Consider the following 20,019-nt stretch of genomic DNA (forward strand, 5'->3'; position numbering starts at 1 on the left):
CCCAATTAGTGGATTGGTTGACGGATCAACTTATGCTATTTGTTTTCTTGAAGTGATCGATTTGCTATTTGTCCTCTACATATCGTTAATTGCACATTCATTTGTTCATCAACTACGAGTAAGTCTGCATCCTTATTCACTTCTATACTTCCTTTTCTCTCCCAAATCCCTAATTCTTTCGCTGCGTTTTCAGATGTCATCTTCATAAGGTCATACATGGAACAATGAGTAAATTCCATCATGTTTCGGGCAGCTTCGTTCATTTTTAGTATGCTTCCAGCTAAACTGCCAGATCTCTTTAGTATGGCTTTATGATCTTTTACTTCCACTTCCTGACCACCTAAATCATAAATGCCCTCGTTTAAGCATTTAGCCCTCATCGCATCTGTTATTAGAAGAAGTCCTTCTGCTCCCTTAAGCCGATAAGTTAAATCAACCATATCTTTAGAAACATGAATCCCATCTACGATGATTTCAGCTAAGATGTTTTGATTCAATAGAATAGCACCAGCCGAACCTGGGTCCCGGTGATGAAGACCGTTCATTCCATTAAAAAGGTGTGTTGCGTGTCGAATACCTGAGTTAACAGCGTGAGATAGTTGTACAAAATTAGCTTCGGAATGACCAACTGAAGCGATCATCCCGTTTTCATATAAATACCTCGTTAATTCTGTTTGATCATCAAGTTCAGGAGCAAGTGTGACAAGCTTTATTAAATCATTTGCGAGAGATTGGTAGTGTTTGAATGTTGAAACATCTGGTCTAATAATGGAGGAAGTAGGTTGAGCACCCGCACGGTTTTGATTAATAAATGGGCCTTCTAGGTGAATCCCAATCATTTCAGCCTGGCCAGGATGGTTATTTTTTTGATGATAAATAGCAGCATTTCTTAATGCATGTTCAATATTTGAAGAGGGGTTCGTCATTGTTGTAGCTAGAAAGCTAGTCGTACCCTCTAAGGGAAGAGTTTTGGCAATCGTTGTTAAGGCTTCAGGGGTACTATCCATGACGTCTGAACCTGCTGCACCATGAATGTGGACATCGATCATACCGGGTAGAATAGCGTATTGGGAAGGGAGATCTATCACTTGATCAACCGGTAAATCTCTTGAAATATCTGAACCGATACCGGTGATTTTATCATTTTCAATGAGAATAGTATTTTCTTGACGATTTGGATTAGGAGTGTAAACTTTTCCTCCTCTAAGTAAGATGCGTTGCAACTTTTCACCGCCTTCCGTTTAGAGCAACTTACTACCGAGCCATCCAACCGCCATCAACAATTAACGTATGTCCGTTCATGTAATTAGAAGCCTCAGAAGCTAGGAAAATGGCTGCGCCTGTTAAGTCCTCCGCTTCTCCCCATCTTCCAGCAGGGATGCGCTCTAAGATAGATTGGTTGCGTTTCTCATCTTCTCGAATGGCTTTTGTATTATTTGTGGCAATGTAGCCTGGCGCAAGGCCATTCACCTGAATTCCATCCTTTGCCCATTCATTCGAAAACGCTTTTACTAAACCGTTAACAGCGTGTTTGCTTGCTGTGTATGCTGGTACATACACACCTCCTTGATATGATAGTAAAGACGCAATATTAATGATTTTCCCTTCCTTTCGTTCAAGCATCGGACGAGCAAGATGTTGAGTAAGAAGGAATAAGGCATTGACGTTCGTGTTCATCACAGCATTCCAGTTGTCTATTGAATAATCAGAAGCCTCATCTCGTCTAATGATCCCAGCGTTATTAACCAAAATATCGATTTGGAATTGACTTAATAGATCTTCACAATATGCTGGAAGTGATTCAACATCCTCTAAATCAATAATCACTTGATGAGCACTCCCACCTCCTTCCTCAATCAGTTGCGTTGTTTCATCTAAGTTATTTCGATGACCAAGTAGTATGAGCTTTGCCCCTGCTTTTGAATAAGCCACGGCGATTGCTTGACCAATTCCTCCAGCTGCTCCTGTGACGAGTGCTGTTTTCCCTTCTAATGAAAAACGATCTAAGTATCCCATCATTAGCCTCCTATTTTAAGTCTTTCATATCAATAAAGTCCATATCCGTAAACGTGTAGTTCTCTCCAGCCATAGCCCAAATAAACGTATAGCTTGAAGTTCCAGCACCGCTATGGATGGACCAGGATGGGGAAATGACTGCTTGTTCATTAGAAACGAGCAAATGTCTTGTTTCGTCTGGCTCTCCCATGAAATGAAAAACACGTCCTTCTTCAGGCATATCAAAATAAAAATAGATTTCACTTCGGCGATCATGAATGTGAGCTGGCATCGTGTTCCACATATTATGAGGCTCTAGCATTGTCATCCCTAGCATGAGTTGGCAGCTTTGAATTCCTTCTGCGTGAACGTATTTGTAAATCGTTCGTTCATTTGACTCTTTAATAGAACCAAGGTGGTTAGGCTCCGCGTCTTTGATCGCTAATTTCTGAGTAGGATATTCTTTATGAGCTAGTGTAGAGACAAAATAAAACTTTGCTGCATTCTCGGCGTTACCAGGGTAAAACGTAACGTTTTCCTTGCCTTTTCCTATGTAAAGACAATCACGCTTATCGAGTTCAAACGTTTCTTGATCAACCTGGACAGTTCCATGCCCACCGATGTTTATGATTCCAATTTCTCGGCGTTCTAGAAAATAAGACGTTTTTAATGTCTCTGTTGCGGATAGTGAAAGTCCTTCCTGACTTGTTGGGATAGCGCCACCGATGACCATGCGATCGTCATGAGCATAAAGCATATTGATTTCCCCTTCAGTAAAAACCCTCTCCATCATGTACCGTTCTCTTAATTGATCTGTTGTATAGTGTTTGGCTTCTGTCGGGTTTGTTGCATGTCTGATTTCCATATTCTCATCTCCCATAAATGTTATTTTTGAACTTCTTTTTGATCCATTCTACGAAAAACAAGATTCGCTACCCACATGAGTAGAAAGGCAAGCCAGCTAAAGCTGAAAATCGGTAATAACCCAGGAACTAATAAAAGAACATAATAGAAGGCAATCATGATTGCCCCCATCATCAAAGCATGTAACGGATAAGATAATGCAATGATGGCCGCGTATTTGATAACTTTAAGGGCTGATAATTTATATTGAACAAAAACAGGAGCAACAAAAAGCGCAGTCAAGCTATACAAAAATATAATTGTTAAGGTAAAGAGGTAGCATATGAGGAAGAATACTCCTTCATAGCCTCTGAATAGGGTTAAATTAAAGAGCAATAACCCTCCCACGATCGTCGTCAACCAGCCAACAAGATTGGCCTTTACAAATTCTTGTTTATAGGTAGTCCAAAACTCAGGGAAAACAGGAACATCTGTCTCTCCGAGTTGCCAGCGGCGTACGACTGCAAACATGCCCATTGTTGCAGGGAAAATTCCTGCGACCAAAAGCCCAACAATCGAGAATAAGAGCCATAGACATTGAACGTATACAAGACGAGCGATCCATTCTGTAATGCGATAAAATTTGCCCCATAAGCCATTTAATTCAACCATTCAGATACACCTCTTTATCCTTCTTTTTCTCGTGATGTTTAGTTAAGTAATACCTGTGCTTTGTGCCTTTTCAGATCCAACTCGCTGAGTGACCTGTACCACTTTTCCTCCAGCCCGAATGGATTCTGACGCCGCACAACCAACTGCGACACTCATTCTTCCAGCATAAGGAGTTGTGAGCGGTTGTTTATTATGAAGAACAAGATTTACAAAATCCTGGCATATGACTGGATCGGCTCCACCATGACTTCCCTCTGTCGTCTTTATGTCGTATGTTTGATCAGCATATTCATGCCAGGTGTTAGATTTTCTCGTCTTCACATATACTTTTCCATCCGGTTCGGAGTTTTCAATTCTTCCTTTTGTGCCAATAAACGTATAGTTGCGTTGATAATCTGGGGTAAAATGACACTGTAAATAAGAAGCTTTAATGCCACCTTCTAATTCCATAATGACCATGTTATTGTCTTCTACATCCACTTCATTGCGAAAAGCGCATTGATTCAATGGAGTAGTGCTAAATTCTGTGCAGTCCTGTTTTTGATCACAAGTGGGACACGTAAGATTGTTATCTTTTTCTCCTCCGAAGAAATCAAGGCTACCAAATGCTGAGACTTTTTTGGTGTAACTTCCTGTTATCCAGTGGATAATATCTAAATCATGAGAACCCTTTTGGAGTAAAAGAGAATTCGTATTTGAAGAGTTAGCGTGCCAGTCATGGTAGTAATACTCTCCACCTAACCCTACAAAATGACGAACCCAAACGGCTTTAATGTCACCTATTACACCAGAGTCCACAATTCCTTTCATCGTTCGAAACATATTCATGTACCTCATATTAAACCCGATCATAAGATGCTTCTCTGACTTCTCCCACTCATCGAGAATACGATCACACCCATCCACTGAAATAGCTAATGGTTTCTCGCAATACACGTGTTTTCCTGCTCTAAATGCTGCAATGGCATGTTCCTCATGTAAGTGATCAGGTGTTGTAATAACAACGGCATCCACGTCTTGTCGTTCCAAAAGTTCCTTATAATCTGTCGTAATATATGTTTCTTTGTTTATGTCTTCTTGAAAGGCTTTTAATCTAGAGATGGATAGATCTGCTGCTGCTACAACAACAGATTCTCCATCCGGCTGATGCCAATATTTTGCAATAGAACTTCTTAATCCAATACCGATTAATCCAATTCTTACTTGTTTCATTGTTTCTCCCCTACGAGTATGGCATTCATTCTATGTTCTGCTTCTGACATGATCGTTTTCTATCCTTTGATCGAACCTAGTAGCATCCCTTTTGTTAAATGTTTCTGAACAAATGGATAAATTACAATGATTGGTAAGCTTGCAATAATAACGGCTGCCATTTGAATGGTAGCTGTCGGTATAACTGCATCCACGTTCTCGATTTGGTCTTGATTTTGTACAAGAATATCTCGAACCACAACCTGGAGAGGATTTAGGGCAGGATCTGTAATGTACATAACGGCCTGGAAAAATTCGTTCCAGTGACCAACGACATAGAATAAGCCAATTGTAATCATAACGGGTTTCGAAAGAGCGAGTACAATTTGCCCGAGAATTCTAAATTCGCCTGCACCATCAATTCGAGCTGCTTCGAAAATATCTTCTGGTAAGTTTTCAAAGAAGCTTTTCATGATCAGAACATTAAAGCTCCAAATCGCATTCGGAATAATCATTGCCCACACGGAATTAAGTAAACCAGTTGCTTTTACAATTAAGTATGTTGGTACGATCCCGCCGTTAAATAAGAGTGTAAAGACGACGAGGAAAATGAAAATGTTGCGACCAGGTAAGTTTTTGCGACTTAATGGATACGCCATTAATGTAGTAAGAATCAAGTTAATGATCGTTCCAACAACTGTAATAAATATGGTGACCATAAACGATTTTGGGATTTTGGGTTGTGATAAAAGGTGAGTATACGCATCAAAGTTAATCGCTTCAGGAATCAGAACAAATCCACCATTTTTCAATACTTCTTCGATCGGGGTTAGAGATACTGCAACGACGAAAAGCAAAGGGAAAACGGATAATACACCAACTAGAATGAGAGAGATCGTTACAAGTAGATCAAAGGCGCGGTCTCCTTTATTTTTCACCATATGTTTTCCCCCCATTTCTTCGCAATTTGGTTCGCTCCGATGACAAGAATAAGGCCGATTGCTGACTTAAATAATCCTACTGATGCAGCAAGGCTGAAGTTCATCTGTTCAAGTCCTGTTCGGAAAACCCACGTATCAATAATATCAGCCACTTCATACACTTGGACGTTATACATGATGTAAACTTGCTCAAAACCAGCATCAAGCATATGTCCTAGTTTTAAAATAAACAAAAGGATGATAACGTTACGTATTCCTGGTAGTGTAATGTGCCAAATCATATGAAAACGATTCGCCCCATCTACTTTTGCAGCTTCATAGAGAGAAGGATTAATTCCGGCTATCGCTGCTAAATAAATAATGGCTCCCCATCCAAGACTTTGCCATGCTTCAGATCCTACTAATATCGAACGGAACCAGTCTGTTGATGTTAAGAAAGGAATGCTGGATGCTCCTCCTTCTGTTAACCAACGATTAAATAGCCCTGTGCTTTCTGACAAAAAAGCGATACAAATTCCATAAATGATAACCCAAGAAAGAAAGTGCGGCATGTAGCTTAGCGTTTGTATCCATCTTTTAAACCACATTGTTTTACATTCATTTAGAAAAATAGCGAGTACAATACTCGGAACCATTCCAAAAAGAATTTTGTATAAACTAATGATCAATGTGTTAGATAATAGCTGGTAGAAATAAGGGGAATCAAAGAAAATTTGAAAATACTTGTACCAAGGATCGGCCCAGTTACTTCCCGTGATGCCTTCCATCACGTTATAATCTTTAAACGCAATAATAACACCATACATTGGTAGATACTTATAGATGAAAAACCAAATTAATCCCGGTGCAAGCATAATGTAGAAGCTTTTGTACTTCCATAAGTTTGTCATCAGCGTTTTCTTCTTTGTTTCCGATTTCGTATAAAGTGACCTCTCTGACTCTACAGCTGTTTTTGCATTCATGAATTCCCTCCTAGACTGTTCTTTGGTGACAGACTTTCTTACCTGAAAATTCGATTTCTTTTGAGATATTATTACAATAGCATATCTGTACACCTGTGAGAGTTTATTAATTTAGATACTAGTAGACTCTCACTTCGATCAGTTCAGCGTGCTTTGATCCATTGGTTTCCTCGATAACCACACGTATTTTATCAGTGGTAAAAGTTTCAAAATGATGGACGCACTTTCTTTTTCGGTTAGATTTGATTGAATCTAACGTTTGCCACTGACCATCTAAATTCATTTCAATCCGATAGTTGGCAACTAGCTCTGGCATAATATCGAATTCTGTTTTCAAAAAGTGAAGGTTAATTAAGTATTCGTTCACATCATCATTAAAGGTTAAGTGGATTTCATCCATTTGAATCGGCTTGTCCCAAGTTAACTCGATCCACTCTTCCTGACCATTTGGTTCAGACATCCACATATGTGGAGATCCAAAAGGACGGTGATAACCATTAATGACCTTATCAGGTAAGTAAGTTCCGATTGGATCATTTACTCTAAAACAAAACGGCTGTCGTGTAAGATTTTTCATTGACCACTGAACGACTAACTGCTCGGGTTGTTGGGACAAGTTAGGGTCGACGATAGCAATATCTCCTTTTTCAAAAGTTAACACCCCGGATAGTGGCTGTTTTGACTTCCATAAAGCTAGCTGTTCATTTTCCTTAATCACGATAAAAGCATTTTGTTCTTCGTTTGGTGTCCAAGGAATGTTAACTGTGATCCACTGCTTCTCACCTTTTGGAATGGTTACTTTTCTCTCATTTTGCAATGTACGAGGAATGTAATTTTCACCTCTACCTGTATCCCATACTTCTATAATCGCTTCTGTTTTTATAGTAGCATCGACTAAAAGTTCAATTGAAGTGAGCTTCTGATCAACTGGAAACAAGATACCCACATCATTTTTTAAAGAGTACAGTTCAGCTGGTGTGTTAATGGCGATCTTTTGATATGTGCTTGATGCGCTTATCTTTGCAAGTTTAGCTTGATCCCTTTCATCTTCGTTTCTAGCTCCAATAATTGAAGCATCTTGTTTGAGTAACGTTTGCTGTACACTTTTGAAATGATTTTCATACAGTTCACGTGGCGTCAGTTGTTTCTCCACACATAGAGCGGCGCCTACTCCGGCAGCTTCACCCATAACCGCACAAGTTGCCATCACTCGTGTAGTTCCGAAGGCTACATGAGTTGCACTTATGTTACGGCCCGCCATAAACATGTTCGAAACGTTGCGTGAGTATAAAGAGCGGAATGGAATGTGATATAGACCATCAGGGAAAAGGTGCTTGGATGCATTTTCTCCAGTATACATGCCCTTTGGGGGATGTAGATCGATTGACCATCCACCAAAAGCAATCCGATCATCAAATGGTCTCTGACTAATAATATCATTTTGATTTAGCATATAATCGCCTACAAATCGTCGGTACTCTCTTTTACCTGGTACAGACCCTACCCACTCAAGAACTAGGTTGTCAGCATCGAATTTTCCTGAATTTTTAATGTAGTCCCAGATTCCGTAAATGGCTGCCCACAATTCATCTCGTATAGCTTCGTTTTGATGAACGGTATCCATTTCCCCGCCCCATTCAATCCACCAATAATAGCAGCCAGAGTCACCTGTACGAATAATTCTTTTCTCTGGTATGAGTGTCTGTGTGATATCTCTTGCAAAAGCAGGTGCGACATATTTGACTGGTGTTCCGATATCTTTTGTATAAAATAAGATGGTACTTCCAAGTGTGATGTTGTCAGCTTCTTCTGGTGCCCACTCTTCGTCGTACTCATGTCTTGCTTCTCTACCTAACTTAAATTCGGCGCCTGCGAGAAAACCAACTAATCCATCTCCTGTACAGTCAAGGAATACCTCACTCTTGTAGGTGATTTTCCGCTCTGATCCCATCATCCAGCCTGTAACCGATTGGATGACACGATTGTCATTTTCTCCAGTGGCTTCTACTTCATGAACATCTGTATTAAGATGAAGTGTAATATTTGGTTCGTTATAGACGGTTTCATAAACGATCAGGTCCCAGTAGTATGGGTTTCCTTCAGGGTTCCGATATTGATTTTCAACAAGCATTTCTCCCATGATGCCTGTTTCTCTGGCATATCTTTGTGTTCCTACTGCGTTAGCACCGCTTACCCACACTCTTACTTCACTACTTGAATTTCCGCCAAGTACTGGCCTGTTTTGGATAAGGAAAACGGTTTTACCTAATCGAGCGGCTGATACGGCTGCACAAACTCCAGCAAGACCTCCCCCAATTACCGTTATATCAGATTCGACTGTTTCATACTTCATGCGATGAACATCCTCCTTGATGTTACCTTCGATAATTTTTTAAGTTTTCTAAATATAATTGTATCGCTTGGCAACTTCTATTAAAATGTAATATAGAGTCATTTGTTTATACTTTATTTCATAAGGTGGTGAAATTAATCCTGGACTCTCAAACGTTACAAAACTATGTACCCTCGGTGATTTACTTAGCTCATTGGAAAGAAAAGCAGCGATTTGTATTTGAAGAAGATGTCCACCCTAAGTGGGTCTTATTTGCGGTCGAAAAAGGTGAATTCGAATTTTCAATCGGTCATAAGAATGGTGTAGCACAGGTCGGTGATCTCGTGTTTTGTCCACCTAACACACCTTTTAAGAGGAAGTTAATTGAGCCTTTGTCATTTTTTGCATTTATTTTCGAATGGGAATTAAAAAAAGAGTATTTATCAGATCCGTCATTATTAAAGCCATTGGAAGAAGATGAATCAATTATTAGTGGAAAATGGACGTTAAGAGATTTTAAAAGACTTTCTTCTAATTTCGAATATTTAGCTTTATATTCGAACCATACTCACTCTCAGAATATGTCCCGTATTAATTACATACTGAGAGATATGTGGAACGTGTTTTGTTGGGAGCTTGAAGAAAAGCATGTGAAACAAATCGGCCAAAAAGATAAGCTGATGATTGATGCGAAAAATGCTATTCAAGAGAAAGGCTTAATGTCTTTATTTAGTATGAATGACCTTTCCATCCAATTAGGACTTAGTTCTGTTCAACTTACTAGAAGGTTTAAAGCAGCTTTTCGGATGACTCCAAAGGAATATTTGATTTCACTTAGAGTAGAAGAAGCGAAAAAATTACTCGCCAACACGGATTGGACGATGGATGAAATCGCAAGACATTCAGGCTATGAAAATCGGTATTACTTTAGTCGTGCGTTTCGAACAAAAGAAGGGAAAAGCCCATCAGAATTTAAAAAAATTCACCAAATGTAAATACAAATAAACCGCCTTTCAGGCGGTTTATTTGTGCGTATGAACATTTATTTCAAGCTTAATTCTTTCATTGATTTCGTCTCTTTTAGCCAGAAGCCAAGCAGCCTCCTTTGGATAATGGCTGAATGTTAATGGTTGTTCTAAATTGTTTTCTAGTAGATGGAGAGTTTGTTCACGCCCAATATAGCTTTCAAGAAGTTGTAGTGCAGAATGATCTTGAAAGGCCTCCCTTAACACTTCTAAACGAAGTGACTCAATTGGTCCTTCCTCTCCAGGATAAACGAGAAAAGCATCGCCTGATGGAAAAGAGTAATTCGCATCTGTGTTCCGAAACGGATCAATTTTTTTTTGGGAATAAGAAGAGTACCAGAAGTTAAATCCCCAATGAAGAAAGCCCTGTAGATTAAACTTATATAATTGCATTCCTAGTATTCTATTCCTAGAGGATGGCATGTTAAAAAAACGATTGGAAACTTCTTTGTATTGAGAAGTACAGTAATAAGTCCATAAACCAGGAACGTTGTTTTCAAGAAATGGAGTAATATGATCGTTGGCTGATACTGGATTTTTAATAAGGCCTTTTTCGTAAAATGCATAATCTGAAAGTGCGTCTATTATTGGTAGGTCACCGAGGTAATCATTCATAACACGGCTTGCATTCGTATAAGACTCCAAATGTTCCATTCGAGGTTCATCAGAAATATGAAAATAACAATAATCTGTTAGATCGGATTCTTCAAGTAATTGAATAAGCGCAGGTAAGAATTGTGCTAGAAATGAACGGTAGTCTTGACTCGTAGCGTCTGTTTCCCAACCAAATAGTTTTTGTTTTTTTCCATGTACATTACCTATAATTTTAGGTGGATGCTTTGCACCCCACTGACTAAAAAGATGAGAGAATTCAAAATATCGAATGCCGTTATTCTGACACATTTTAAACCAACGGAGAAGCTTTTCGAAATGAAATGTATATTTCTCTCCTTCTTTTGTTACATCAACAAGCTGTACGGTGGGTCTCTCTCCGCCAATCTCAGTATCCAGCGGAGGGGTGAATAAAGGAGTTAAAATCATATTAATATGATGATCAGCAGCTGTCTTTACATACTTCTCTACTGTGTCCCAGTATTTATCACTGAAAATCTCTAATTGATAAATTGAAGCGATACAATCCGTGTGTAGCCACTCGGTGTGAATCACTCCTTGCTCTGGAAGATTTGCATCAGTGACGTTCAATTGAAAAGTTTCTTTAATGTGATCACCATTAGTGCAAATGAGGGCGATCTCAATTTGATGGTCGCCTGGTCTAACGTCTTGTTCTATGTCCACTGTTATCCAAATCGATCGCCACTGATTTGGAAAAGCTGTAAGCCCTTCTTCTTCTATAATTGGAAATAAGGGATCAGGGTATAATCCCGGTGTATGACGCAGGGTATGATCATCGTAATCAAAGTGACATGGGTACTCAGAAGGCACCAGTCCAACTACTCGTGCTGTTACATTTAACTGAGAATGAATTTCGACCTTCATTTCTTTCACTAATTTATCTGACCGATACGCTACCTGAAAGGAATATGTTTCACCTAATAAAGCAGATGCAAATGAAACATATGGTTCAGCTAAATCTTCATCAGCAAAAACTTTGGTGAGCGAGCTTACTAATTTCGTCTCAATAATGATTAACCACTCCTTTATCGTTTATTTAGCTAGAATAATAGGAAAGGGTCGATAAATGGTGATTTTTTCCCTTAGTTAATCGGAATTCACCACATATAGAGGAATGAGTGGAGACAAGTATTTTTATTTCGGATTCGCTTTGTATCACTTCTATATTCTCAACTTCTCTATTTGGTAAATCCGTAGCCATTTGAAAAACGTTAATATACGTGATGGATTGATGTGGCTCACTTCTTTGTATAAAAGTGGCTCGATTAGAAACGGGAGGGTTATCGGGAGTGTTTGCTAAATAGAGCATCGTTTTTGATGAACACCAGCTATGTTGATTTACAGTTTCTTCGTTCGCTTTCCATTGTAAAAATGCAGAACCATTCGTCATCATTTCTCTCTTATTGTTGAATAAATCTTGATTTAATTTGCTTAATTTTGCTTGTGATGTTTCCCAGTTTTGGGTGTCAAGTATTTGGCCGTTGACGTGATATAAGAGATCCACTTCTCTTTTTTCAGGTACGTTTACCGTAACGATGTCAAGAAACAATCGATCGGTAATGGCATTGAGACGTTGGATGAAACAATCTTTGTAACTCTCAACATCCCAGGAACTCATTGACTCAGGTAACTGAATTAAATTTTGAAAAAGATAGGAATCACTTTTCCAGTCTACGACGCTTTCTACCCAACTTCCCCATTCACATTGTTCAGCTTTGATTCGTTTCCCATCTGCTGGTGGTTGATCACTTCCATTTATACTAATGGTGTTATGTGAATACGTATGTTTGAACCAGTCATAGTGTACAGGCACACTATAGCGTGTTGTGCCAGGATCTCGTATAAACGGTTTGTTTTTTAAGCTAAGCGATAAACCTAGTTGATCGAGATGATCGTGTTCACCACCAAATGGCGCATGCTTTTGAAAGACCTGCCATCCATTCTCACAGGAAATTTTTGTTAAGCTAGAACTTGAAGTTAACGTCTTATTTTGATTGTTCTTACGAGATGGGACTATACAATTGCTATCATTTAAAACGAATTGGTTAATGAAGAACAATGAATAAGAATCTCGCGGAACCGGTTTAAACTTTGATGGTTGCATGCTGTATAAGCTTCTTAATATCATTTGATACTGCTCTTCCCCATAACTAGAAAAAGCGAACTCGTAGAGATGTGCATATTTAGATAAGGAAATATATGAGGATGAGTCATTTAAAGATGGGAGCAACCCTTCATTATCAATAAATAATAAGGGCGTATCGAACATCTTTTTAATTTCTGGGAATGACCAAAGACGAGTATCATCTGTGATATGTGCTAATTGAACGATCGATTCAAGTGTATAAAAATGGTAGGAGAATGAGCCTTCATACCATAAACCATCCTCAAGTACGCCCTTACTAATCTGATTTTTTAATCCATAATCTCCATTAAACCCTTGTTCAATTAAGTGATCATTACCCAATATTGAACCGATCATACAAATGGCAACAGTTATATGGACGGCATGATTATGAATCTGTTGTTCTTTCCATATAGATAAAAAGGTAGCCGCATCAAGAAATAGCTGATTATTTACAAGTTCCAATTCTTCTTTGGTAAAATGTTCTTTACCAATGTGATAGGCATAACAAAGATTAATCATCCAATTGGCTTCATCAAGCGTTTGAGCGAAAAGTTTACCTGGCCCATTATAAGGGATCTTTCCATGTGTTCGGTAATGAGGGTAGCACTCTGCATAATCCAAAAGGATCTTGTTTGCTTTCAATAAATAATCATCTCTTTTAGTAGCCGCATAGGCAAACGAAAGATGTTTAACTGCCTCTCCTAGTTTTCCGTGAGCAATTCCCATCCAGCCACCTAGAAATGGAGAGTCTTCAAAGACTCTCCTGCATGAAGGACAATCAAATTTCTTATTATTCGTCCAGCTGAAATTGAGTGCAGCTCCATCATATGGGCAGTGAAAATAGTGCCCCCAGTCTGCGATATCTGTCTTTGAAGGTCTAAATGGTATTTGTAGCGCTTCATCCGCCTCGGCGATTAGCTTTTTTTTCGCATGTAGTGTTTCTTCATGTTGAGCGTTTAAGTAAATCGTATCTGACAAACGGGAACTCATGAATGCTTTCCTTCTAATAAGTCCTCTCTTACTGGACTAAAGGAATCTAAAAGACTACCATCTGAAAGTGCTTTAACACCATGAAGTGTATTTGGTGGGATATAAAGTGACTCTCCTTTTTCAATGATCGTATGAGCTGTGCCAATCGTGAATTCAAATTGCCCATCAAGACAATAGGAAATCTGTTCATGAGGATGCTGATGCTTATTTCCGATCGCTCCATTTTTGAAGCGAACTTCCATAATCATTAGATCTTCACCACTTGTTAAGATATTTCGTTTAACACCGTCTTCTACTGACTCCCAAACACCAATTTGTCCCATAATCGAACTCCTTTCCAGATTACCAATATAAATTCCAGTCTTTCGAGAGACGAACAAGCGCTTCGAAATAATAATAATCGCCCCAAATACAACTTTCATCTACTCCGCGGTTACCACCTTTATAGTAAACGGCATGGCGCAACAATCCATTTTCATTTGAGTTTACATCAGTCGTGTAATGTTCAACTAGTGATTCTGTTGTGTTGTTGATAGCGTTCTCATAATAAGGTCTCTCTTCATCTGTAAGTGGTAAATGTTTAACTAATTCAAGTAGTCCACAGAGCGCGATAGCAGCTGATGAGCTATCTCTTTCTTCATTGCCATCTGTGAAAATTAAATCCCAATAACAAATATAGTCTTTAGGTAAACGATTTAAATAGTAATTTGTAAGTTTTTTAGTTAACGTAATTAAATTCCAGTCTTTCGTATAAGCATAACTTAGAGGGAAGCCGTATATTCCCCATGCTTGCCCGCGAGCCCAACAAGAATCATCTGCATATCCCTGGTGTGTGTCACCATACAGTGGCTTCCCTGATTCTGGATCCATATAATAAGTATGGTGCGTAGATGCATCTTCTCTCACAAGGTATCGTGCTGCCTGTTGGATATGGCTTTCAGCTACGCTCTTATACTTCTGATCTCCAGTTTCTTCTGTAGCCCAATAGAGTAAAGGTAGATTCATATTACAGTCAATAATCATCCTTCCCCGCTGTGACGGGTCTGTTAAGTCGCCCCATGCTTGAATGATACCTGCTTTTTCATGAAAGCGCGTCATGAGCAAGTCTGCTGCTTCAATAGCTACATTTTTGGCTTCTTCATTACCAGTTAATTTATAAGCACTAACACATGAAAGCGTGTAGAGAAATCCGAGATCATGGTGATTTACAGCAATTCGATTCTTTAAGCGCTGTTTGAAACTAGTTAGGTGTCCTTCAGCTACACTGCGGTATTTCTGATCTCCAGTTACTTCATAAGCGAGCCATAACATTCCGGTCCAGAAACTCGTTGTCCATTCATTGTTCTCAATGGACGGGTACACCCCACCTTGGCTACTTGAATCAGGAAAACGGTCAGTAAAAGTTTCAAGATTTTGATCAATTTTCTGAAGAACATGGTGAATCGCTTGATCGACGTACGCGCGGTTTATCGTAGACTGTTTTTGATAGCGATCTTTTAGTCGAATGCCTTCATCTAGTACACTTTGTGTATTTGTTTTAAACTTCATTTGCACCTCCATTAGATGAGTTGTGAAGTCTTAAACCGGCTCCCACAAGTCCTGAGTCTCCTTTCAATTGACTAACAGATAATCGATGAACGGCACTGCTTTGTTCAGTAATCAGGAGAGGTTTTAGTGTCGCTTTAATATGGTCTATTAACACTGGATTATGATTAATGACCCCACCACCTAGAACAATTTGGTGAGGGTCGAGCATGCAAATCATGCCATGAATCCCTTTACTAATATCATTTAAAACTTCAGTCATGACATGACAGGCGTATTTCTCCCCATGAAAGTAATCTCTCAAGACTGTAGCTGTGGTAATTCGTTCAGTCTCTTTCATTTGAAGTCTTGCTCTTTTTGTTGCTGCCTTTGATTGAATAGCTGGACCGGATGCTACATTTTCAAGAGTAACCACTGGATTTTCTTTCGAAGCACTTGTCAACATTAAGCCTACTTCGCCTGCAAAACCAGCACCACGTAAAATGGCTCCATTGTGAAGAATGCAACATGAAATCCCTGTACTAATAGTTAAATAAGCAAACGTTTCATTTTTTTTACATCCTCTTTGATACCATTCCGCAAATGCTGCCATATGAACATCATTATCAAGGATGACAGACATAGTAGGATAAAGTTCTTCCAATTTTGGACCAATTGGAAAATGAGACCAAGGTAGATTGTTTTGATAGATGGCTATTCCTTTTTCAATATCAACTTTTCCAGGGACACCAATACCGATACCAAGTAGGTTTTCTGGTTTGTAACCAGACTCTTTTAATACTTGATCAATACAGTTCTTTAATTGCTGAAACACCTTGTCTTTATCCGTTGTTACACTTGGGACTTCTTTTCGAAATAGCACGCGCCCATCTTTTGTAATGAGCGCAGCTGCAATTTTGGTTCCCCCTACATCAATACCGAGTGAAAGATTCATGTTGGCCTCCTGTTATTAAGGCAGAGATATTTTCACGACTTGATTAAGATTACGAGGTTGATCTGGGTTTAAGCCAAGTTTGATTGACTGATAATAAGCTAGAAGCTGAAAGTAAGGAATATAGAGTGTCGCTCTCGCTTCATCTGATAAATTACTTCCTATATTAATCACATGATCAGCCGTTAAATCTGTCGCAAGATCTCCAATCACAATCGTTTTTCCACCGTTATTTTTTATATCATGAAGTAATGTGTGGTCGATCTCGCTCATTTTCGTTGTAGAAAACAGCACCACAACGGTTTCCTCATCCACAATAGAAATCGGACCATGACGGAATTCAAGGTTCGAATAACTTTCGCATTCCGTTTGCGTCATTTCTTTGAGTTTCAGTGTACCTTCTTTGGCTAATCCATTATAAATACCTGCGCCTAAGAAGATAAACCGCTCCGCTTTTGCACCTTGAACTATATCCTTCATAACATGTGCATGACTCACATTCTCATTTAACAATTTAGGCACCTGTTTCAGTTCTTTTAATGCCTCAGTATTCTCCGCAAATCTTGCAGCATATAGTTGAATTGCATAAAGCATGTTAGTGAAGGATTGAGTCATGACAACGCTTTTTTCACTTATATGATCAAGACTAATTTGATCGTCAGCTAATTGTGCCATTTCAGCATCACTGTTGCATGTTACGGCTAGAGTGGATATATTCTCTCTATGCTTAATGGCTTTTAAAGCCGTAATAATTTCAGAAGTGGTTCCGGAGCGAGAGATACTTACTACTCTATATCGTTTATGGGGGGTGAATACCTGCTTTTCATGAAGAAAAATTTCTGAAGCCGGCACCGCGTTGGCTTGAATTCCAGTGATTTCTTGAAAGTATCTAGCAGCTGAAATTGCAATGTAGTAGGATGTGCCACACCCTGTAAATAAATAATTGACTTCGATATTTTCCTTAGGAATATTCATATTGCTGACGATCTGATAGGTTTTTTCTGAAGCGTTTCCTTGAGACATGATTTCCTTCAACGTATACGTATCCACTAATTACATCACTCCTTATTTAGTAAATGAAAATTGATTTACACTCATTTGTTTTTCTAGCGAATTTAGATCTTCTAAGGAAAGGTCTCCTGCTTTTTCTTGCAGTGCATTGGCTGTGCCGGCAGCTGAGGCTCTTATTAATGATTTCTCAAAAGACTCTCCATCATAGAATCCAGATACTAATCCAGCAACAAAGGCATCGCCACTTCCTACAGGATTGACAACAGATAACTTAGGAATAGAAATTGTATAAATACAATTGTCATAAGCAGCCATCGCTCCATCGCTACCTCTAGAGACTGCCACAACGGAGACACCTGTATGGCTTAATTCTATTAAAGCATTCATGATTTCATCATCGGTTTGCAACGGACGATTGGTGATTTCACTTAGCTCATCAATATTTGGTTTTATCATAAAGGGCTTCGCTTTCAGAGCTTCCTTAAGCGGTTGTCCACTCGTATCAACAATTGCTCTTGGACCATTCTGCTGAACAAGTTCAATAAGTTCTTGATAAGCCGTCGTTAAAAGCCCCTTAGGTAAGCTCCCGGATAGAATGACATAAGTGCTTTTATTGGCCAATTCCAATAGTTTTCGTTTAAATCCGATCCATTCTCTTTCTAAAATGGTTGGACCTAACTCAAGAATTTCAGTTTGGTTTGTGTATTCATCAATGATATTAAGGCAAATACGTGATTCGCCTTCTATCATTGCAAAATCGGAATGAATTCCTTTTTCATCTGCTAACCGTTTAATGAGTTGACCATTTAAGCCCCCCAAAAAACCTGTCGATACTGTATTTATATTTAAAATTTTCAGTATTTTTGAGACATTAATACCCTTACCTCCAGGTTCGCTTATGATTCTTTTCGTTCGATTTACTTTATTTATAGAAAAGCGATCCATATAGTACGTACGGTCAATCGCTGCATTTAACGTAACAGTAGTGATCATATACTTAAGCGTAAGTTTGCTGACTTTGCAGCATTAAGATTTTTTTCTTAACAATTTCTTCAACAGCTTCTCGAGCAGGGACGAAATACTTTCTCGGATCATCTGTATGTGGATGATCATTCAAGTAATCTCGTAATCTAGCCACGAATTCAACCTTTAATTCAGTCGAGAAGTTCACTTTACTTACGCCATATTGAAGTGATTCACGAACTTTTTCTTCTGGTACCCCAGAGGCGCCGTGCATAACAATTGGCCGTCCTGTCGATTCTGAAATTTTTCGTACAAGCTCAAAATTAAGCCTTGGTTCCTTTTTATATAAGCCATGTGCTGTTCCAAAAGCAGGGGCAAACGAATCGATATCCGTTCGTGCGACAAAATCTTTTGCGAGGTCTGGATCTGTTAATTGAGCGTCCTGTTCGTCTACACTAAGATCGTCTTCAACCCCCCCAATGGTTCCGAGTTCAGCTTCTACGGGGACATTAACATAATGAGCAGCTTCCACAACCTTTTGGACGAGTGCTACGTTCTCTTCATATTGTAATTTTGATCCGTCAATCATGACTGACGTATAACCTGCCCGCAAACATTGTAGAACCGTTTTGAAACTATCACCGTGGTCTAAATGCAATGCAATTGGAATCGAGGTTTTCTCAGCTACTGAATTCACCATATTTTTAATGTTTTCGATTCCCACATATTTAATTGTTCCTGGAGTCGTTTGAAAGATAACCGGTGTATCGATCTTCTCAGCACCTGAAATAACCGCTTTCATAATTTCTAGATTATGAACAGCAAAGGCCCCAATCGCATAATGATTTTTGTACGCATCATCGAGTAACGGCTTACTAGAAACTAATGGCATTCAATCATCTCCTTATAAGTAGTTAGTTGAGTCGACGGGTTGTTGGGTCAAGTTTAGTTGTACCTGGATAATTTCACTTAACCAGGTGTTTAATAGTATTGTACTGTTATTAGGTTGTTGGGTCAACCTGTTCTTTTATTAAATTAACTCCGTGTAGAATCGACAGCGATCTCCTCTAACGATAGAATGGCAAAATTCCACAGGTTTTCCATTTCGTTCATATGCTGTTCTTTCCAACAATAAAGCGGGATAACCTTCTTTTACTTGAAGATATTCACTTTCATAATCTCTTATGAGAACAGGCTCAAACACCTCTTTTGCTTTTGTAACAATAATTCCGAAATCACTTTCCATAACATCATATAAAGAAGTATTCTTTACATTCTCTTGCTCAATACCGCGTACAAGGTACTCTGGTATATAGGATGTTTCAAGTATAACTGGCTCGTCATTTGCACAGCGCAACCTCTTTAATTCTATAAGAGCATCACCCTCATCGATCATTAATTTATTTGCAATTCGGGATGTAGCAGTCGATTCAATCATATGCAAAATAATATCTGTTGGTGCCATACCCATTTCTTTCATCACTTTACTAAAGCTATAGAAACCCATTAATGGTTGCTCAAGTTTTGGTTGCGACACAAAAGTTCCTTTTCCTTGAATTCGATTTAGGACACCAAGTTGGACGAGGTCTTCGATCGCTTTTTTCGCCGTATTTCGGCTAATATGATAATTATATCTTAACTCGTTTTCTGATGGGATTTTATCGCCAGGAGCCCAGTCACCGCGTTCAATATTCTCCTTTATTATCTCCTTTAATTGGTGATACAGTGGAATAACGCTATGTTGATCTAATTCTCTTTTCATCATATCCCCCATTTTTCTTGTGTTTGGTTGCATGTAATTTCATTCCATTATTAACATCCAGATGATCATCTTAAAGATATTGATTGGATTTTTCT

Annotated in this window: 18 protein-coding genes; 1 reads left to right on the forward strand and 17 read right to left on the reverse strand. The window is 38.9% G+C overall.

Annotation, left to right across the window (positions count from 1 at the left end):
- Window positions 1-35 precede the first annotated feature (35 nt).
- The 8 genes from nagA to AB986_RS03100 form a co-directional block, all read right to left on the reverse strand.
- A complete protein-coding gene (nagA, locus tag AB986_RS03065; protein ID WP_048309420.1) occupies window positions 36-1,223 on the reverse strand; it encodes an N-acetylglucosamine-6-phosphate deacetylase in 1,188 nt (395 codons plus the stop codon).
- Window positions 1,224-1,254: 31 nt separating this feature from the next.
- The gene (gene kduD, locus AB986_RS03070) at window positions 1,255-2,016 is read right to left on the reverse strand and encodes a 2-dehydro-3-deoxy-D-gluconate 5-dehydrogenase KduD (RefSeq protein WP_048309421.1); all 762 of its coding nucleotides are present in this window, start codon (window positions 2,014-2,016) and stop codon (window positions 1,255-1,257) included.
- 10 nt (window positions 2,017-2,026) lie between these two features.
- Window positions 2,027-2,860: a 5-dehydro-4-deoxy-D-glucuronate isomerase gene (gene kduI, locus AB986_RS03075; protein ID WP_048309422.1), complete on the reverse strand. Its 834-nt coding sequence runs from the start codon at window positions 2,858-2,860 to the stop codon at window positions 2,027-2,029.
- A gap of 20 nt (window positions 2,861-2,880) precedes the next feature.
- Complete coding sequence (locus tag AB986_RS03080; protein WP_053216016.1) at window positions 2,881-3,510, reverse strand: YesL family protein; 630 nt, start codon at window positions 3,508-3,510, stop codon at window positions 2,881-2,883.
- A gap of 42 nt (window positions 3,511-3,552) precedes the next feature.
- The gene (locus AB986_RS03085) at window positions 3,553-4,722 is read right to left on the reverse strand and encodes a Gfo/Idh/MocA family protein (protein ID WP_048309423.1); all 1,170 of its coding nucleotides are present in this window, start codon (window positions 4,720-4,722) and stop codon (window positions 3,553-3,555) included.
- A 59-nt stretch (window positions 4,723-4,781) separates the two neighbouring features.
- On the reverse strand, window positions 4,782-5,642 hold the full coding sequence (locus tag AB986_RS03090) for a carbohydrate ABC transporter permease (protein ID WP_048309424.1): 861 nt from the start codon (window positions 5,640-5,642) through the stop codon (window positions 4,782-4,784).
- Complete coding sequence (locus AB986_RS03095) at window positions 5,636-6,532, reverse strand: ABC transporter permease (protein ID WP_236690353.1); 897 nt, start codon at window positions 6,530-6,532, stop codon at window positions 5,636-5,638. Before AB986_RS03095 ends, AB986_RS03090 begins: the two co-directional genes overlap by 7 nt.
- A 190-nt stretch (window positions 6,533-6,722) precedes the next feature.
- Complete coding sequence (locus tag AB986_RS03100; protein WP_048309426.1) at window positions 6,723-8,957, reverse strand: FAD-dependent oxidoreductase; 2,235 nt, start codon at window positions 8,955-8,957, stop codon at window positions 6,723-6,725.
- Between the two features lie 128 nt (window positions 8,958-9,085).
- Here AB986_RS03100 and AB986_RS03105 point away from each other — a divergent pair, with 128 nt between their 5' ends.
- The gene (locus AB986_RS03105) at window positions 9,086-9,931 is read left to right on the forward strand and encodes an AraC family transcriptional regulator (protein ID WP_152670908.1); all 846 of its coding nucleotides are present in this window, start codon (window positions 9,086-9,088) and stop codon (window positions 9,929-9,931) included.
- A gap of 27 nt (window positions 9,932-9,958) precedes the next feature.
- Here AB986_RS03105 and AB986_RS03110 read toward each other — a convergent pair whose 3' ends face one another.
- From AB986_RS03110 to AB986_RS03150, 9 genes are all read right to left on the reverse strand, one after another.
- Window positions 9,959-11,458 (reverse strand): DUF4091 domain-containing protein, encoded by a 1,500-nt coding sequence (locus AB986_RS03110; RefSeq protein ID WP_236690296.1) that lies wholly within the window; start codon window positions 11,456-11,458, stop codon window positions 9,959-9,961.
- Between the two features lie 172 nt (window positions 11,459-11,630).
- Window positions 11,631-13,712 (reverse strand): heparinase II/III domain-containing protein, encoded by a 2,082-nt coding sequence (locus AB986_RS03115; RefSeq protein ID WP_048309429.1) that lies wholly within the window; start codon window positions 13,710-13,712, stop codon window positions 11,631-11,633.
- A complete protein-coding gene (locus AB986_RS03120; protein ID WP_048309430.1) occupies window positions 13,709-14,035 on the reverse strand; it encodes a cupin domain-containing protein in 327 nt (108 codons plus the stop codon). Before AB986_RS03120 ends, AB986_RS03115 begins: the two co-directional genes overlap by 4 nt.
- A gap of 19 nt (window positions 14,036-14,054) precedes the next feature.
- Window positions 14,055-15,260 (reverse strand): glycoside hydrolase family 88 protein, encoded by a 1,206-nt coding sequence (locus AB986_RS03125; RefSeq protein ID WP_048309431.1) that lies wholly within the window; start codon window positions 15,258-15,260, stop codon window positions 14,055-14,057.
- Window positions 15,250-16,191 (reverse strand): ROK family protein, encoded by a 942-nt coding sequence (locus tag AB986_RS03130; protein WP_048309432.1) that lies wholly within the window; start codon window positions 16,189-16,191, stop codon window positions 15,250-15,252. Before AB986_RS03130 ends, AB986_RS03125 begins: the two co-directional genes overlap by 11 nt.
- A 15-nt stretch (window positions 16,192-16,206) precedes the next feature.
- Entirely contained in the window at window positions 16,207-17,238 is a 1,032-nt protein-coding gene (locus AB986_RS03135; RefSeq protein WP_236690297.1) for an SIS domain-containing protein, read from the reverse strand.
- Between the two features lie 15 nt (window positions 17,239-17,253).
- Entirely contained in the window at window positions 17,254-18,192 is a 939-nt protein-coding gene (gene pfkB, locus AB986_RS03140; RefSeq protein WP_048309433.1) for a 1-phosphofructokinase, read from the reverse strand.
- Window positions 18,193-18,196: 4 nt separating this feature from the next.
- Window positions 18,197-19,054, reverse strand: a complete 858-nt coding sequence (locus AB986_RS03145) for a class II fructose-bisphosphate aldolase (RefSeq protein ID WP_048309434.1) — start codon at window positions 19,052-19,054, stop codon at window positions 18,197-18,199.
- Window positions 19,055-19,192: 138 nt separating this feature from the next.
- Complete coding sequence (locus tag AB986_RS03150) at window positions 19,193-19,957, reverse strand: GntR family transcriptional regulator (RefSeq protein ID WP_236690298.1); 765 nt, start codon at window positions 19,955-19,957, stop codon at window positions 19,193-19,195.
- Between the last annotated feature and the right edge of the window lie 62 nt (window positions 19,958-20,019).

This window comes from Guptibacillus hwajinpoensis (assembly GCF_001039475.1).
In the GTDB taxonomy this organism is placed as follows: Bacteria; Bacillota; Bacilli; order Bacillales; family Guptibacillaceae; genus Guptibacillus; species Guptibacillus hwajinpoensis.

Excerpts from the sequence above, each read along its gene's own strand:
- AB986_RS03145 (WP_048309434.1), bottom strand. The coding sequence starts at position 19,054 with ATGCCATTAGTTTCTAGTAAGCCGTTACTCGATGATGCGTACAAAAAT.
- AB986_RS03100 (WP_048309426.1), bottom strand. The coding sequence starts at position 8,957 with ATGAAGTATGAAACAGTCGAATCTGATATAACGGTAATTGGGGGAGGT.
- AB986_RS03150 (WP_236690298.1), bottom strand. The coding sequence starts at position 19,957 with ATGCAACCAAACACAAGAAAAATGGGGGATATGATGAAAAGAGAATTA.
- AB986_RS03110 (WP_236690296.1), bottom strand. The coding sequence starts at position 11,458 with ATGAAGGTCGAAATTCATTCTCAGTTAAATGTAACAGCACGAGTAGTT.
- AB986_RS03130 (WP_048309432.1), bottom strand. The coding sequence starts at position 16,191 with ATGAATCTTTCACTCGGTATTGATGTAGGGGGAACCAAAATTGCAGCT.
- kduD (WP_048309421.1), bottom strand. The coding sequence starts at position 2,016 with ATGGGATACTTAGATCGTTTTTCATTAGAAGGGAAAACAGCACTCGTC.
- AB986_RS03115 (WP_048309429.1), bottom strand. The coding sequence starts at position 13,712 with ATGAGTTCCCGTTTGTCAGATACGATTTACTTAAACGCTCAACATGAA.
- AB986_RS03125 (WP_048309431.1), bottom strand. The coding sequence starts at position 15,260 with ATGAAGTTTAAAACAAATACACAAAGTGTACTAGATGAAGGCATTCGA.
- AB986_RS03095 (WP_236690353.1), bottom strand. The coding sequence starts at position 6,532 with ATGACAAACTTATGGAAGTACAAAAGCTTCTACATTATGCTTGCACCG.
- AB986_RS03080 (WP_053216016.1), bottom strand. The coding sequence starts at position 3,510 with ATGGTTGAATTAAATGGCTTATGGGGCAAATTTTATCGCATTACAGAA.
- kduI (WP_048309422.1), bottom strand. The coding sequence starts at position 2,860 with ATGGAAATCAGACATGCAACAAACCCGACAGAAGCCAAACACTATACA.
- AB986_RS03090 (WP_048309424.1), bottom strand. The coding sequence starts at position 5,642 with ATGGTGAAAAATAAAGGAGACCGCGCCTTTGATCTACTTGTAACGATC.
- AB986_RS03085 (WP_048309423.1), bottom strand. The coding sequence starts at position 4,722 with ATGAAACAAGTAAGAATTGGATTAATCGGTATTGGATTAAGAAGTTCT.
- pfkB (WP_048309433.1), bottom strand. The coding sequence starts at position 18,192 with ATGATCACTACTGTTACGTTAAATGCAGCGATTGACCGTACGTACTAT.
- AB986_RS03120 (WP_048309430.1), bottom strand. The coding sequence starts at position 14,035 with ATGGGACAAATTGGTGTTTGGGAGTCAGTAGAAGACGGTGTTAAACGA.